This is a genomic window from Bradyrhizobium sp. (genome assembly GCF_035935975.1).
In the GTDB taxonomy this organism is placed as follows: Bacteria; Pseudomonadota; Alphaproteobacteria; order Rhizobiales; family Xanthobacteraceae; genus Bradyrhizobium.
This window is the reverse complement of record NZ_DASYWN010000057.1, coordinates 60,908-76,731: the sequence shown is the minus strand read 5'-3', so window position 1 is coordinate 76,731 and position 15,824 is coordinate 60,908. Positions and strand designations below refer to the sequence as shown.

Below are 15,824 nucleotides of genomic sequence, written 5' to 3'. Positions count from 1 at the left end.
AAATGAGCAAGTCTGTATTGCGGGGGCTGCGTGCCGCAGCCCTCACGGGGACGCTTGTCCTCGGATCACCCATTGGATCACACTCGGCACTCGCGGCGGAAAACCCGATCAAGCTCGGCGTGCTCGAGGATCAATCCGGCGACTTCGCCGCGGCGACGATCGGCAAGGTCCACGCGATCCAGCTCGCTGCCGACGAGATCAACAAGGCCGGCGGCATCATGGGCCGGCCGCTCGAGCTCGTTCCCTACGACACGCAGTCTGACAACACCCGCTACCAGGAGTTTATGCGACGCGTGCTCCAGCGCGACAAGGTCGACGTGGTGTTCGCGGGCTTCTCCTCGGCCTCGCGCGAGGCGTATCGCCCGATCGTCGACCAGTTCAACGGCTTTGCCTTCTACAACAACCAGTACGAAGGCGGCGTCTGCGACGGCCACATGATCGTCACCGGCGCGGTGCCGGAGCAGCAGTTCTCGACGCTCATTCCCTACATGATGGAGAAGTACGGCAAGAACGTCTACACGCTCGCCGCCGACTATAATTTCGGCCAGATCTCGGCGGAATGGGTGCGCAAGATCGTCAAGGAGAACGGCGGCAAGATGGCCGGCGAGGAGTTCATCCCGCTCGGCGTGTCGCAGTTCTCCCAGAGCATCCAGAACATCCAGAAGGCCAAGCCCGACTTCGTGGTCACGCTGCTGGTCGGCACCGCGCAGGCCTCCTACTACGAGCAGGCGGCTTCCGCCAACGTCAACCTGCCGATGGCCTCCTCGGTCAATGTCGGCCAAGGCTACGAGCACAAGCGCTTCAAGCCGCCGAGCCTGAAGGACATGTACGTCACCACCAACTACATCGAAGAAATCGACTCGCCGAAGAGCAAGGAATTCTACGCCAAGTTCAAGGCGAAATTCCCGAGCGAGCCCTATGTGAACCAGGAGGCGGAGAACTCCTATCTCGCCGTCTATCTGTACAAGCAGATGGTGGAACGGGCGAAATCGACCAAGCGCGAAGACATCCGCAAGGTGATCGCGATGGGCGACGTCTGCATGGATGCGCCGGAAGGCAAGGTCTGCATCGACCCGAAGAGCCAGCACATGTCGCACACGATCTACCTCGCCAAGGTCGGTGCCGATCACTCGATCTCCTTCCCGAAGGTCTGGGAGGACATCAAGCCGTATTGGCTCGGTGAAGCCGGCTGCGATCTCACCAAGAAAGATCCGATGGCGCAGTACACGCCGTCGAATCCCCCGCCGAAACCCTGACCCGGCGGCTGATCGCTCCGGCCCTCCCGGCACGCGCCTGGCGCAGCCGGCGGGCCGGGGCGATCACGGATACCTGCGACGGCAACGTCGCGTCTTCCCAGATATCGGTTGGCTCATGGACATCGCGACCCACGTCTTTTCGGCGCTCTATCAATTTGGTGACGCCTTTGCGTTCCTGGTGCTCTCGGCCTGCGGACTGGCGGTGATCTTCGGCATGATGGGCGTGATCAATCTCGCCCACGGCGAGTTCATCATGTGCGGCGCCTATGTGACGGCGGCAACGGTGCATGCCGGCCTGCCGCTGCCGTTGGGTATTCTGGCGGGCACCGTCGTGTCGGCGCTGGTCGGTGTGCTGGTAGAGCTCGCGGTCATCCGCCATCTCTACGACCGGCCGCTCGACACCATCGTCGCCACCTGGGGGCTGAGCCTGATCGCCACGCAGGGCACGCTGATCATGGTCGGCTCGACCATGGCGGGTGTCGGCACGCCATTCGGCAGTTTCCAGGTCGGTGACTACTCCTACTCGATCTACCGCATCGTGCTGTTTTGCGCTGCGCTTGGTGTGCTCGCGGCGCTTTATGCACTGTTCAACTGGACGCGCTTCGGCGTGCTGGCCCGCGCCACCATCCAGGTGCCGCACATGGCGGCCGCGCTCGGTGTCGACACGCGCCTGATCTACAGCCTCACCTTCGCCTGTGGCGCAGGACTCGCCGGCCTTGCCGGCGGGCTCTATGCGCCGACCATGACGCTGGTGCCGACCATGGGCGCGACCTTCATCATGGAGGCCTTCGTCACCGTGGTGATCGGCGGGGCGGATGTGTTCCTCGGCACGGCGCCGGCAGGCACCGTGCTTGCGGTGGTGAAATCGGTGATGACGTCCTGGCAGGGGCAGCTGTTCGGCCAGATCGGCCTCCTGGTTGCCGTCATCATCGTGGTCCGGGTTCTGCCGAAAGGCATCTCCGGCTTCGTGCTGCGCGAGCGCACCTGACGGAGTGATGGCGTCGTGACCGGTTTCCTCTCGCTGTTTCGCCGTCTCGAAGGCCCGCAGACCGTCGGTCGCGGTCCGGCCTTCTGGGGGCTGTTTGCACTCGTGCTCGTTGTTGCGCTGGCCTATCCGCTGTTCAGCGACGGTTACACGGTCGGCAACACCGTCTACTTCTTCGTCTGGGTGTTCATCGCCCTCAGCCTCTGCGTGATCTGGGGCTATGGCGGTTCGCTGTCCTTCGGCCAGACGGCGTTCTTCGGCATCGCAGGGTATGGCTACGGCGTCCTCACCATCAATTTCGGCTCGGCCTACGGCTTCACGCTGCTGGCGCTGGTGATTGCGGTCGCGATCGCCGCGCTGTTCGCGGTGCTGCTCGGCTATTTCATGTTCTTCGGCCGCATCGCCGGCGTCTTCCTCGGCATCGTCACGCTGGCCGTAACCTTGATGCTGGAACGCTTCATGGCGCAGACCGCCGGGCCGGAATGGCACATCGGCAGCGCGCGGCTCAACGGCTTCAACGGCATGAGCGCGATGCCGCCCTTGACCATCCCGTGGCCGGGCGAGCCGATCGTGCTGTTCGCCGATGTCGGGCTGTACTACCTCGTGCTCGGCCTGCTCGTCTTCGTCTATCTGGCCTTGCGCATCCTGATGAACTCGTCGTTCGGCAACGTCATCGTTGCGATCCGAGAAAATCCGGAGCGCGCGGAGATGCTGGGCTACGACATCCGAAAATACCAGCTCATCACCTTCGTCATCGGCGCCGCGCTCGCAGGTCTGTCCGGCGTGCTCTACACGGTGTGGGGGCAGTATATCACGCCGTCGAGCATGGGCATGACGGCGGCGGCGCTGCCGCTGATCTGGGTGGCCGTTGGCGGCCGCAGCGATCTGACCTCGACCGTGATCGGCACGCTGGTGGTGCTCGCCGTGTTCCAGGCGCTGACGATCTATGGCAGCCAGTATGCGCTGATCTTCATGGGCGTGCTGCTCGTGCTCACGGTCCTGATCGCGCCCAACGGCCTCGTGCTCGGGCTCATGAACTGGCTTGGCCGTCTCGCGGCCCGCTTTACGCAGGGGGGCGGCTGATGTCGCTGCTCGAATTGCGCGAACTGAACAAGCATTTTGGTGGGCTGCACGTCACGAACGCCGTGAACCTCACGCTCGAGCCTGGCGAGATCCATTGCCTGATCGGCCCGAACGGCGCCGGCAAGAGCACGCTGTTCCGTCTGATCCTGGGCGAGCATCACCCCGGTAGCGGCGAGATTCTCTTCGCCGGCGAGAACATCACGTCACTCAAATCCTTTGCGCGGATTCACCGCGGCCTGTCGGTCAAGTTCCAGGTGCCGGGTGTCTTCAAGGGCCTGTCGGTCCGTCAGAACCTCGAGATCGCCTTGCAAAGCCGGCATCGTGGCGCCGAGCTCGAAGCCGAGATCGATCGGCTGCTCGGCTTCCTTGGCCTCGAAGCCGAGCAGGCGCAGACAGCCGGCAATCTCAGCCACGGCCAGAAGCAATGGCTGGAGATCGGTATGGCGATCAGCCTGAAGCCGCGCCTGCTGCTACTGGACGAGCCGACCGCCGGCATGTCACCGGAGGAAACCCACATGACCGGCGAGATGGTGCAGCGTCTCAATGCCGACGGCATGACGGTGCTGGCGATCGAGCACGACATGGCGTTCGTGCGCCAGGTCGCCCAGCGCGTCACGGTGCTGCATCTCGGCCAGGTGTTTGCGCAGGGCTCGATCGACGAGATCGTGGCCAACGAGCGCGTGGCGGCGATCTATCTGGGGCAGGCCCATGCTTGATATGCCGCGCAAGGAAGTGATCCTCTCGACACTGGGTCTGCGCGCCGGCTACGGCGGCAAGCCGGTGCTCCAGGGCCTCGAGATCGAGGTGCGGGAAGGCGAGATCGTTGCCGTGATCGGACGAAACGGCGTCGGCAAGTCAACCTTGATGAAGAGCCTGATCGGGCTGGTGCCGGCGATGAGCGGATCGATCGTCTATCGCGGTGAAGCCGTAGAATCGCTGCCGGCGCACAAGCGGGCGCGGCTCGGCATGGGCTATGTGCCGCAGGGGCGCGACGTGTTTCCGCGCCTGACCGTCGGCGAGAACGTCGCCGTCGGCGCTGCGATCAAGAGCGGCGGCATTCCCGAGGCTGGCCGGCGCAAGATCGTCGAGGCTTTTCCGATCCTCGAAGAGCGCTGGCATCAGCGCGCCGGCACCTTGTCCGGAGGCCAGCAGCAGCAACTCGCGATCGGACGGGTGCTGATCGCCGATCCCAATCTCATCCTGCTCGACGAGCCCTCGGAGGGCATCCAGCCCAATATCGTCCAGGACATCGCGCGCAACATGGTCGAGCTCAATCGCAGGACAGGGGTGACCGTCATCCTGGTCGAGCAAAATCTCGACATGATCCGTGCCATGGCGCAGCGCTGCTACGTCATGGACAAGGGCCGCATCGTCGCAAGTCTCGATCACTCCGCGCTCGACGACGAAGCGGAAATGCGCCGGCATCTGGCAGTTTGAAAGAAACGACGCCCAACCAAGGAGAACGGCAATGGCCTGGCAAAACAATTCCATCATGGCACGCAAAGGCGTCGCGAGGGGCGAGCGCGGCAAGGAATACACGATCACCGAGATCGAGCAGGGCAAATACCACTATGTCTATGGGCCCTATGTAAGCCCGGTGCTGACCGTCGATCCCGGCGCGGTCGTCTCGGCCGAGACGCACGACGCGTTCGAAGGCGCCATCAAGAAGGAGACGGATAGCCCGTCAAAAATCCTCAACTTCCCGTTCCTCAACCCGCAGAATGGGCCGATCCACGTCAACGGCGCGGAGAAGGGCGATGCGCTTGCCGTCTACATCGAGAGCATCGTGCCACGTGGGCCGCAGCCGCGCGGCACGACGGTGATCATGCCGGAGTTTGGCGGTCTCGTCAGCACGGGTAACACTGCGCTGCTCAATCCGGCGCTCCCGGAGCGCGTCAAGAAGCTCGAGATCGACGCCAAGACGGGCACGAAATGGAACGACAAGATCACGCTCCCCTATGAGCCCTTCATCGGCACCATCGGCACCTCGCCGGAGATCGAGGCGATCTCGTCGCTGGTTCCGGATTATTATGGCGGCAACATGGACCTGCCGGATGTCGGCGTCGGCGCCGTCATCTACCTGCCGGTCAACACCAAGGGCGGGCTGCTCTACCTCGGCGATTGCCACGCCGCGCAAGGTGATGGCGAGCTCTGCGGCGTCGCCATCGAGCACCCGACCGTGACGACGGTGCAGATCGACCTCATCAAGAACTGGACCATCGCCTGGCCAAGGCTCGAGACCAAGGACTTCATCATGACGATCGGTTCGGCGCGGCCGATGGAGGATGCGGCCCGCATCGCCTATCGCGAGCTCTGCCGCTGGATGGCCGCAGATTACGGCTTCGAAGAGATCGACGCCTATATGCTGCTGACCCAGGCCGGTCGTGTCCGCCTCGGCAACATGGTCGATCCCAAATACACGCTCGGCGCTTCCATCAAGAAGTCCTATCTCGTCTGAGGCCAGCCGGATCATGTCTACCAGGCACAAGGTCGCCGCCGTCCAGTTCGAGCCGACCATGTTCGAGAAGGAGCGTAACATCGCGCGCCTGCTCGAATTCTGCGAGCAGGCGGCGGAGGCCGGTGCAAAACTCATCGTCACCCCGGAGATGGGAACGACCGGCTATTGCTGGTTCGACCGCGCCGAGGTTGCGCCTTTCGTCGAGACTATCCCGGGCCCGACCACGAACCGCTTTGCGGAGCTGGCGGCCAAGCATGGCTGCTACATCGTGGTCGGCATGCCGGAGGTCGACGAGGACGGCATTTACTTCAACACGGCCGTCCTGATCGGGCCCGACGGCATCGTCGGCCGCCACCGCAAGACGCATCCCTATATTTCCGAGCCGAAATGGGCGGCGGCCGGCGATTTGCACAATCAGGTGTTTGAGACGCCGATCGGGCGGATCGCGCTTCTGATCTGCATGGACATCCATTTCGTCGAAACTGCGCGGCTGATGGCCTTGGGCGGGGCGGATGTCATCTGCCACATCTCGAACTGGCTGGCGGAGCGCACGCCGGCGCCATACTGGATCAGCCGCGCATTCGAGAACGGCTGCTATGTGATCGAGAGCAACCGATGGGGTCTCGAGCGCACGGTGCAGTTCAGCGGCGGCAGTTGCGTGATTGCGCCGGACGGGCAGGTGACGGCCGTGCTTGACAAGGGCGACGGAGTGCTGATGTCGGAGATCGACCTCGACGCCGCGCGCGCGCGCCGCGTGCTCGGTGAAACGGTATTCGCGCAGCGGCGGCCGGAGCTCTATCCGGAACTGCTGACCGATACTTTCAGCTGGAACCCGCGCGACTTCTTCGGCCTCTACGGCCATGAGCCTTGGCCGGCCGGCAAGACGTCGCGGGTCAGCGTCGCGCAGTTTTCACCTGGCGATGACAGCCGCCAGAATCTCGGAGAGATCACAGCGCTCGCGCGCGAGGCGAAGGCCGACGGTGCGGAGCTTGTCGTCTTTCCGGAGCTTGCCCTGACGGGACTTGCGGATCCCGCGACATCCGCGCAACCGGTTCCGGGGCCGGCGACCGACAGCCTGGCCAAGCTCGCAGAGGAGCTCGACCTGTATCTGGTTTGCGGCCTCGCCGAGCGGGACGGCGATCTGATCTACAACAGCGCCTGCCTCGTCGCGCCTGATGGGGAGATCTCGGTCTACCGGAAGACGCATCTCGCTGCCGACGAACGAAGCTGGGCGACGTCCGGCGATGGCTGGACCGTCGTCGACACGCCGATCGGCCGCATCGGGTTGCTGATCGGCCACGACGCATCGTTCCCGGAAGCGGGCCGGATTCTCGCGCTGCGCGGCTGCGACCTCATTGCGTGTCCTGCCGCGATCAAGGGAGGCTTCAGTTCGTCGCATGCCGGCACGCAAGTCGAGCAGCCAAGGCCGATTCCGACCGGTCCGGATCCGCATCACTGGCATCATTTCCGCGTTCGCGCCGGCGAAAACAACCTGTTTTTCGCCTTCGCCAATGTCGTTGATCCCAAGCGCGGCTATCCCGGGCTGAGCGGTGTATTTGGCCCTGATACATTCGCGTTTCCACGGCGGGAGGCGATCGCGACCGGCGGCATGGGCCTTGCTACCGCGCTGGTTGACACCACGAATCTTGACAGCCTCTATCCGACCAATGTCGTGCGACGAAAGGATTTGGTTTCGATGCGAATGCCGCACAGCTATCGTGGATTGGTCAAGGCTGCCGCAAACAACCATTAAGCCAGGAAGAGGAAACCGACCATGGATCTGGGACTCAAGGGCGCCAAAGTTCTCGTCACGGGAAGCACCAAGGGGATTGGCCGCGCGATCGCCGAGACATTTGCCGCCGAAGGTGCCGATGTCGGCGTGTGCTCGCGCAATCTGTCTGAAGTCGAGAGCACGGTCGCTGCGCTCAAGGCCAGGGGCGTCGCGGCCCATGGCGGCGCGGTCGACGTCGCCGATGCGGCCGTGTTGAAGGCCTGGGTCGCCGATATGGCGGCAAAGCTCGGCGGTATCGATGTCGTCGTCGCCAACGTGAGCGCGCTTGCGATCGGACAGGACGACGCAAGCTGGGAGAAGGAGTTTTCGACCGACATGATGGGCACGGTTCGGCTGGTGAACGCGGCCATGCCCTATCTGGAGAAGAGCGCCGCCGGCGCGATCGTCACCATATCGAGCGTCTCCGGGCGGGAGGTCGATTTCGCGGCCGGTCCTTACGGAACTTTCAAGGCAGCGATCATCCACTACACTCAGGGACTCGCCAATCAGCTCGCGGGGAAGGGCATTCGCGCCAACTCGGTCTCGCCGGGCAATACGTACTTCGATGGTGGCGTCTGGAACATGATCAAGGACAACAATCCCGAGCTCTACAAGACCGCGCTGGCTCTCAATCCGACGGGGCGGATGGGCACGCCGCAGGAAATGGCCAACGCAGTCGTCTTCCTCGCCAGCCGCGCTGCAAGCTTCATCACGGGAACGAACCTCGTCGTCGACGGTGCCCTGACGCGCGGTGTTCAGTTCTAGAGGATTGAAAGATGGTGCCGAGCGCGTATCCGCAGGCGGTGCTGGCGCTCCTCCGAAACGCCGGCATTCAGCGCAGCACACGCCTGTTGAGCGCAGCGAGCGTTGGCGCGTGATTGTGCCGTTATCCGGAGATTGATGAATGATCCCCGCTCAGAACGTCATCGCTTGGAACCCCGGCGAAGGCATGCCGGTGTTCGGCAGTTGTGTTGCCGATCGATCAGGGTTCACGTCACGCGCCACGCGGGTTCACGACGGTGTACCCTCTCAATGAGCGCGCGTGTATTCTCGTTGTGTGTCCACCTGAGTTGGCGTCGTATGCCATCCACACGTCGCCCGCGATGTGATGCTCCAGGACGAAGACGTGCCCGCGCCTTGCCGCGACCATCCCTGGTGCCGGCGACGTGCGCGGGAACCGCAGCCAGTTGGCCGCGAGGTTCAACTCCGGCACGATGCGGCCAAACAGGCGCAGGGCGGCGCCACACCCGCAGAATGACGAGGGGCAACCCGCGGGGCGGCCACCAACGATCCGAGCGTTGACGGGATTACCAGGCGACGCAGTATCTGCAGCAGTATCTGTAACCGCCACGACGGCGAGTTGTTTTGAACGGTAAGTCCGTAATGAATGCGTCAACTCCTTTCGCTGATTCAAGACTTGCGAGGAGTATGAGAAGTCACACGGCATAGTAACGTTGCATTCGGAGGCGCGCTCTAGTCGAGAAGGTCTTGCTTCCGAATTGAGGGAGGTGACTACAACGAAGCAGCACGCAGCAATAACTTGTTTGAACATCGCAGGCTCCGGATTGAAGGATCCTGCCCCCGGCCAATGAGCAACCAACACAGATTGGCTGAAATCGGCCGGAAATGCGGCCTAACGCCGGACGAGAGGCCGACTATACCTCTGGGGTAACTCCCAAGGCGCCGTTCGCTGAAGAAGACCTCATGCTTGCGGGTGGGCTGAAGATGCGGTCCGCGTCACGTGTTGATCATGGCCACGTAGTCCATGTGAAGAGTGATCGGACCCTTCGAGCCATCCAAGATCACGCGGAGGCTCTTGGGGTAGTATCCGGCCCCAATCACGGTCCCGGTCCTTCCGGCCAAGCGAGGGCCAGCTGCTGGCTTGACCTGAATTCGTGAGCTCGGCGGAAACTTGCGCTCGGTTTGGGCCGATCCTGACATCGTGTCCTCGGCAGCGAATAAGCTTACCCTGCTCGAACAATCGCGACGACGCGCCAAGGCAAAGCGAACGGGCGCATTGGACCGGGCCTGTTCGATTGAGCGCCAGGCAAAAAAGAACTCTTCAACAAAGGGACTGAAGACGAAACGCAACCCGGCGCCTAAGACTGAATTCCTTGCTTCCGCAAGTTCACGACTGTGGCTCGAAATCGACTTCGGTGTCTCAGTACCGATTCATAGCGAAGCGGGTCCGCAATGAGTTCAATCCGTCGAGCACCATTTGATACTGAACAACGGAAACGCGTCGATGAGAACATCCGTCATCGGGAGTACTCCGCGGGCATCCGGTTCGCCGTCAGCCCTCGGCACTTGAAGCAATTTGGGCGGCGTTGTGCCCGGGTCTTGTGTGAATCTGCTCGGCTCAATCTGCCGCATATCATTGAAGCGTCTTTTGAAACGGCTAGACCCCGTAAATGACGCAGCGGGGGCCAACGGGTGGTTGTGCAGATTTTGGGCACAACAATCCCTTGGTTCTGCCCAACGATACAGAAATTACCGCCTCAAACGTAAACATACGTTCACCTTCGTGGGACGCCCGATCGGTTGTCGGCGCTCTGACCCCAAGGGGTCACTGGGGGTTTCAACGCAGAGAGGGGAATATCATTGGCTACCTTACACTACGCCGCGGGCGGGGGCCTGGACGATCAAGGTAACTTCACACCAGCAGCAGCTGGTTTCAACCTTGCAGACGTCTCGTATGTCGATCAGGTCAATGCACTGCCCGATGGCGTGCAGGGTCTGGTCTGGCTCGATCAGTACCAAGGCGTGACTCAGGACTTCATCGATCAGGTGACGCCTTTCCTCAATAATCCGAAGGTGTTCGGCTTCTACCTCGTGGACGAGCCGGATCCCACCGGACAGTGGGGGCCGCAGGCCAGCGCGGCGGACTTGAAGGCGGAATCCGACTGGATTCACGCGCACGATCCCAACCTCAAGACGTTCACCGTCCTGATGAACATGGGCTCATCGGACGATCCGAGCTACATGAACAGCTACAACCAGGCGAATACCCACATCGATTACTTCGGTCTCGATTGGTATCCGGTGTGGTCGGACCGTCCGAATGTCGATCTCAGCACGATCGACAAGTACGTTGCTGCTGCAGAGCAGGCCGGGATTCCGCTCGATTCGATCGTTCCTGTGTACCAGGCGTTCGGCGGCGGCGGCTGGCAGACCGAAACCGGTAGCTCGGTCGCTGTGCCCACTGCCGAGCAAGAGCAGGCGATGATCAATCACTGGGCGGACCTCGTTCCCAACCCGGCGTTCGATTATGCCTATGCCTGGGGTTCGCAGAACGGCGATACGGCGCTCGAAGACTTGCCGGAATTGCAGCAGGTGTTCCTCGCGCACAATACGAGCACAGCGACGCCCGTCGTGAGTGCTCCTCCGGCGACGGATCCGACCACGCCGGTTTCGGACCCCACCGACGGCAGCACCACTCCGGTTTCCGATGGAAGCACGGGGACGGATGGCAGCACGACCGGCTCCAGCGGAAGCACCGGTGATTCGACGGGCTCCACCCCGCCGACGACCGGCTCGAACGGGGGCACGACAACGGCTTCCGGTTCGGACGGAACGACGGCCCCCTCGACCGGCGGTACGACGGACCCGACGACCGGCACGACGGATCCGACGACTGGCGGTACGACGGGCTCCGGTCACCATGGTGGCTGGTCGTCTGCGTCGACGGGCGGTGATACCGGTGGACACCACGGGAGCTTCGACTTCTCGCAGTGGATCAGTGACGCCACGTCGTCCTGGACCGGAGGTCATGGGTCGTGGCGAGGTGCGAGCACGGCGGCATCCGCGACATCGGATGCGGCAACTACCGACCAGACGGCGACGGCGGACACGGGATCCTTCGTCGGGCAGCTGGCCGACTTCGTGTCCCACCATCACGACCATCACGCCTGGCATTCGTGAGTTCGTAGCGTAGTTTGCAACAAGAGCATACGCGCGGTTCGCCGCGCGTATGCTCGATCTTGGGGGAATTCCTCGCGACCGCAGTGGTCGAGAGGTGGGGTGCCATTCCGCGCGCGGCGGAATGTTGGAATGCGGGCGTCCTGACGCTCGATTGCATGCAATTTTCAACCCGCTTACCGCCGCCCCGATCACGGGCGGCCCGGATATGCACATGCACGCTTCGGCAAAACAATCTGCGCTCACGGACGCTTTCCGTCGGATACGTCCCGGCCTGATCGCGGCCGGCGGACTATCCATCTTCATCAATCTGCTGGTGTTCGTCTCGCCGCTCTACAGCATGCAGATCTACGATCGGGTGCTGACGAGCCGCAACGGGATGACGCTGTTGCTGCTCTCGGTGATCGCGCTCGTGCTCTTCATCAGCTACGCGGCGCTCGAGCATTTTCGTAGCCGGGTTCTGGTGCAAACCGGCCTTCAATTCGATCGGCTCATTTCGGGGGACACGTTCGAGACTGCACTCGGACAGGCGCTGAGCACGAGCAGCTCGCATCATGTGCAGCTGCTGCGCGACGTCGACACCTTGCGAGAGGTGCTGTCGGGCGGTGTCATCACATCGCTGATGGATGTGCCGTGGACGCCGATTTTCCTCGCGATTTGCTTTCTGCTCCATCCGCTCATTGGCCTCGTCGCCCTGATCGGAGCAGCCATCATCCTGACGCTGGCCTTCCTCAACGAGCGCCTGACGAAGGCGCCGCTGAATGCGGCTGCGTCGAAGAATCTCCATGCCCTCGACCGCCTGACCTCGTCGCTGCGCAACGCCGAAGCGATCCGGGCGCTTGGAATGGCCCCCGCGGTCCGCGCGGCCTGGGCGCAAACTCACGGGCAGGGCCTGCTGGAAGGCGCGACGGCCGGTGAGCGCGGCGGGACCTTGCTCGCAATCTCCAAATTCCTGCGCATGGCGCTTCAGGTGAGCATCATGGGCGTGGGCGCCTACCTCGCGATCCAGCAGGAGGTCTCGGGCGGTGTGCTGTTCGCCGCTTCGCTGATCATGGGACGCGCCCTCGCACCCGTGGAGGCTGCGGTCTCGCAGTGGAAGGCCCTGGTCGCAGCGCGGACCTCCTATGCCCGGCTCAATCGCGCGCTCGAGTCGCGCGCGACGGAAGGACGGCCGACGAGGCTGCCGGATTTGGTGGGCGAGGTCTCGCTCGAGGCCGCGACGGTTCTCGTTCCCGGATCGCAATTGCCGGCTATTGCCGACGTCTCGTTCCGTCTGGCGCCCGGCGAGGTCGTCGCCGTCGTCGGCCAGTCCGGCTCCGGAAAGTCGTCGCTGGCGCGGGCTCTGGTCGGTGCCTGGCCGCTGGTACACGGCTGCGTGCGTATCGACGGCAACGATATCAGGCATTTCGATCCCAATTTCCTCGGCCGGAATCTTGGCTACCTGCCGCAGGACGTCGAGCTGTTCGCCGGTACCGTGCGCGACAACATTGCGCGTTTCCGCGACGACGCTTCCGACGAGGCTGTCATCGAAGCGGCGCAATTGGCCTCGGCGCACGCGATGATTCAGCGTCTTCCGAAGGGCTATGACACCGTGATCGGGGATAACGGCGCAGGCCTTTCCGGCGGTCAGCGGCAGCGCATCGGGCTCGCGCGCGCATTGTTCGGCAAGCCGGTGCTCATCGTGCTCGACGAGCCGAACGCGAATCTCGACGGCGACGGCGATCGCGCGCTGGCCGACGCGATCCAGCGACTGAGGCAGCACAAGGTGACGATCGTGATCATCAATCACCGCCCGAACCTGCTCGCCGCGGTCGACAAGATCGTGTTCATGCACGAGGGGCGGATCGGGCAAATCGGCACGCGCGAGGAGATGCTGCCTGCGCTGCTTGGAAAAACGGTTGCGCCGATGCGGCGCGACGTACGCGGGCCCGCCGAACATCAGGCCGACCGCCATCATCATGCCGACGGTGCTCACGGCCCCGTGCAGCTTTCAAATCAAGTGCGTCCGGCGCACGCGACGAGGCAATAATGGACAATATGTTGCGACGGGGGGCTGACGCCATTCACGATGAACTGGCGGAGCTTCTGAGACAGTTCAACAGAACCGTTGAACCGGCGCGCGCGCCGCACGCTCCGGCTAAACTGTTTGGGAGGGCGGAGACCATGACAAAGTCGCTGATCCATCTTGCAAAGACGAGTCTGCCGGCCCTCTGGTCCGGAAGGGACTCAACGGGCGACAATGAGGGCCCGTCCGGCGATTGGAAGACACCCGCGCGCCGGGGCTTCCTGATCGTCTTCCTCACCTTTGGCGTGTTCGGTGGCTGGACCGCCCTCGCGTCGATCGACGGCGCCGTGGTGGCGAACGGCTCCGTCGTTGTCGAGAGCGATCGCAAGGTAGTGCAGCACCTCGAGGGTGGAATCGTCCAGAACCTGCTGGTGACGGGTGATGCGCATGTTGCGGAAGGTCAGGTCCTATTGCGGCTCGACCCGACCCAGGAGCGGGCCAAGGAAGAGATCGCCCGCTCGGCGGTGTACTCGGCGGTTGCCGAGGAGGCACGCCTGCAGGCGGAAGCCGAAGGAAAGGACAGCATCGCATTTCCGGCCGAGCTGCTGCAGAAGACGTCCGATCCGAGCGCGATGCGCGCCATGGGTGACCAGAAGCGGCGCTTCGATGAACGCCGTGCTGCGCGAAAGATCGAGGTCTCCATCCTGGAGGAGCGAATCGCACAGGCACAGCGGCAGATCCAGGGGAATATTGCGCAAAACAAGGGCGCGCTCGCGCAGTTTGACAGTGTGACTCAGGAATACACCAAGCTCAAGCCGCTCGCTGACCAGGGCATCGTGCCATTCGCGCGCGTCGCCACGCTGGAGCGCTCCAAGGCCGATCTCGAGGGCAAGATCGGAGCATATGAAGCGGACATCGCGCGCTACGGCCGCGTCGTCGACGAGTCGCGGCTCCAGATCGACCAGGTCGGACAGAAGGTGCTGGAGGAAGCGACCGGAAAGCTCGCCGACACGCGCGCCCAGCTTGCCGACGCGCGAGAGAAACTGCGCGTCGCGGTCGATGTCCTGGCCCGGATGGAAGTCCGCGCGCCGCGATCCGGCCGGATCGTTAACCTCAAGGTTCACACGATTGGTGCTGTGATCAAGGCGGGCGACGTGTTGATGGAGATCGTGCCGGACAACGACGTTCTCGTCGTGGCTGCACGGGTGTCGGCGCTCGATATCAACCACGTCCAGCTCGGCCTTCCGACCGAGGTTCGGCTTCCCTCGTTCAAGGCGCGCTCCACCCCGATCGCCGTCGGGGAGGTTCTTTCGATCGCGGCAGACGCCACGCGCGACGATGCCACGCATCAACCCTATTACGAGGTGAAGGTCTCGGTCCAGGTGATGCAATTCCCCGAGAAGGTCCGCGAGAAGCTCAAGCCGGGCATGATGGCCGACGTTCTGATCGCAACCGGTGAACGCACGATCCTGGCTTATCTGACCCAGCCGATCACGGACGCGATCCGGCGCGGCATGCGGGAGAGCTGACTAAAGCATGATCCGGAAAAGTGCGCAGCGGTTTTCCGAAGAGATCATGCTCAAACAACAGCCTAAAGCGTGATGACGATTCATCCTCATCTCATCGCGCTTTAGCGCGCAAACCTCGCTATCCCTTTGCATACGCCATGACGACACGACCGGTGGCCGTCTCGTCCATGATGATGCGAACGTTCTCGTAGGCGTCGTTGCGTTCGAGCAGGGTTGCCACTTGTCGATCCTGACCGTGGCCCACCTCGAACAGCAGCGATCCTCCCGGCCGCAAGTAGCGAGGCGCGTCCTTCGTCACGCGCATATGGATGCTCAGCCCGTAGGGCCCGGCGGCGAACGCCTCGCGCGGCTCGTCTGCGAGCAGAGAAGCGCGATCACCCTTGAGCCGGGACTCCGAGATATAGGGCGGGTTGCAGACGATCATATCGATCGTTCGTTCGAGCTGCAGACCTGCCAGAGCCGCGAACAGATCGCCCTGGAGCACGGTGATACGGGACGCGACGCCCTGATACGTGGCATTGCGCCGGGCGAGCTCGACACACCCGTCCGTCAAATCGCTGGCCCAGATGCGAGCGCCGGGGATATTGAGGGCGATCGCGCATGCCAGGTTGCCGGCGCCGCAGCACATGTCGACGACCCGCGGCGCGGGGATGCGCGTGGCTTCGATCGCGGTCCTGCCGAGCAGCTCCGTCTCCGGCCGCGGCACCAGTGCGCCAGGACCAACCAGAAGCTCGATGCCCATGAACCGGCTGCGCCCTCGCTCATACGCCTCGGCGACATTGATCGTTTCGCTCATCGCAGTCAGATCTCCCACGTGAC

The 15,824-nt window shown here is 63.2% G+C and carries 12 protein-coding genes; 11 read left to right on the top strand and 1 reads right to left on the bottom strand.

The window, feature by feature from the left end; genetic code table 11:
- The first annotated feature begins 2 nt into the window (after nt 1–2).
- The 11 genes from VGR99_RS36400 to VGR99_RS36350 all read left to right on the top strand — a co-directional run bounded on the left by VGR99_RS36400 (nt 3) and on the right by VGR99_RS36350 (nt 15,005).
- Nucleotides 3–1,256 carry an urea ABC transporter substrate-binding protein gene (locus VGR99_RS36400; RefSeq protein ID WP_326904776.1) on the top strand — a complete coding sequence of 418 codons (1,254 nt, stop codon included), beginning with the start codon at nt 3–5 and terminating at the stop codon, nt 1,254–1,256.
- 115 nt (nt 1,257–1,371) lie between these two features.
- Nucleotides 1,372–2,244, top strand: coding sequence for an ABC transporter permease subunit (locus VGR99_RS36395; RefSeq protein WP_326904775.1), 873 nt, complete (start codon nt 1,372–1,374; stop codon nt 2,242–2,244).
- Between the two features lie 15 nt (nt 2,245–2,259).
- Nucleotides 2,260–3,324: a branched-chain amino acid ABC transporter permease gene (locus VGR99_RS36390; protein ID WP_326904774.1), complete on the top strand. Its 1,065-nt coding sequence runs from the start codon at nt 2,260–2,262 to the stop codon at nt 3,322–3,324.
- Nucleotides 3,324–4,040: an ABC transporter ATP-binding protein gene (locus VGR99_RS36385; RefSeq protein ID WP_326904773.1), complete on the top strand. Its 717-nt coding sequence runs from the start codon at nt 3,324–3,326 to the stop codon at nt 4,038–4,040. The genes VGR99_RS36390 and VGR99_RS36385 overlap by 1 nt, the downstream gene beginning before the upstream one ends.
- Before the next feature lies 1 nt (nt 4,041).
- Nucleotides 4,042–4,761, top strand: coding sequence for an ABC transporter ATP-binding protein (locus tag VGR99_RS36380; protein WP_326904956.1), 720 nt, complete (start codon nt 4,042–4,044; stop codon nt 4,759–4,761).
- Between the two features lie 31 nt (nt 4,762–4,792).
- A complete protein-coding gene (locus tag VGR99_RS36375; RefSeq protein ID WP_326904772.1) occupies nt 4,793–5,782 on the top strand; it encodes an acetamidase/formamidase family protein in 990 nt (329 codons plus the stop codon).
- Nucleotides 5,783–5,795: 13 nt separating this feature from the next.
- A complete protein-coding gene (locus VGR99_RS36370) occupies nt 5,796–7,535 on the top strand; it encodes a nitrilase-related carbon-nitrogen hydrolase (RefSeq protein WP_326904771.1) in 1,740 nt (579 codons plus the stop codon).
- A 21-nt stretch (nt 7,536–7,556) separates the two neighbouring features.
- Entirely contained in the window at nt 7,557–8,318 is a 762-nt protein-coding gene (locus tag VGR99_RS36365) for an SDR family NAD(P)-dependent oxidoreductase (protein ID WP_326904770.1), read from the top strand.
- Nucleotides 8,319–10,154: 1,836 nt separating this feature from the next.
- Nucleotides 10,155–11,474, top strand: a complete 1,320-nt coding sequence (locus VGR99_RS36360) for a calcium-binding protein (RefSeq protein ID WP_326904769.1) — start codon at nt 10,155–10,157, stop codon at nt 11,472–11,474.
- Between the two features lie 205 nt (nt 11,475–11,679).
- On the top strand, nt 11,680–13,500 hold the full coding sequence (locus tag VGR99_RS36355; RefSeq protein ID WP_326904955.1) for a type I secretion system permease/ATPase: 1,821 nt from the start codon (nt 11,680–11,682) through the stop codon (nt 13,498–13,500).
- 134 nt (nt 13,501–13,634) lie between these two features.
- Entirely contained in the window at nt 13,635–15,005 is a 1,371-nt protein-coding gene (locus tag VGR99_RS36350; RefSeq protein WP_326904768.1) for an HlyD family type I secretion periplasmic adaptor subunit, read from the top strand.
- Between the two features lie 118 nt (nt 15,006–15,123).
- Here the strand turns inward: VGR99_RS36350 and VGR99_RS36345 are convergent, their stop codons facing one another.
- Nucleotides 15,124–15,801, bottom strand: coding sequence for a HemK/PrmC family methyltransferase (locus tag VGR99_RS36345; protein WP_326904767.1), 678 nt, complete (start codon nt 15,799–15,801; stop codon nt 15,124–15,126).
- Nucleotides 15,802–15,824 lie beyond the last annotated feature (23 nt).

Coding starts and splice junctions, on each gene's coding strand:
- VGR99_RS36375 (WP_326904772.1), top strand. CDS start 4,793: ATGGCCTGGCAAAACAATTCCATCATGGCACGCAAAGGCGTCGCGAGG.
- VGR99_RS36370 (WP_326904771.1), top strand. CDS start 5,796: ATGTCTACCAGGCACAAGGTCGCCGCCGTCCAGTTCGAGCCGACCATG.
- VGR99_RS36345 (WP_326904767.1), bottom strand. CDS start 15,801: ATGAGCGAAACGATCAATGTCGCCGAGGCGTATGAGCGAGGGCGCAGC.
- VGR99_RS36400 (WP_326904776.1), top strand. CDS start 3: ATGAGCAAGTCTGTATTGCGGGGGCTGCGTGCCGCAGCCCTCACGGGG.
- VGR99_RS36380 (WP_326904956.1), top strand. CDS start 4,042: ATGCCGCGCAAGGAAGTGATCCTCTCGACACTGGGTCTGCGCGCCGGC.
- VGR99_RS36350 (WP_326904768.1), top strand. CDS start 13,635: ATGACAAAGTCGCTGATCCATCTTGCAAAGACGAGTCTGCCGGCCCTC.
- VGR99_RS36385 (WP_326904773.1), top strand. CDS start 3,324: ATGTCGCTGCTCGAATTGCGCGAACTGAACAAGCATTTTGGTGGGCTG.
- VGR99_RS36395 (WP_326904775.1), top strand. CDS start 1,372: ATGGACATCGCGACCCACGTCTTTTCGGCGCTCTATCAATTTGGTGAC.
- VGR99_RS36355 (WP_326904955.1), top strand. CDS start 11,680: ATGCACATGCACGCTTCGGCAAAACAATCTGCGCTCACGGACGCTTTC.
- VGR99_RS36365 (WP_326904770.1), top strand. CDS start 7,557: ATGGATCTGGGACTCAAGGGCGCCAAAGTTCTCGTCACGGGAAGCACC.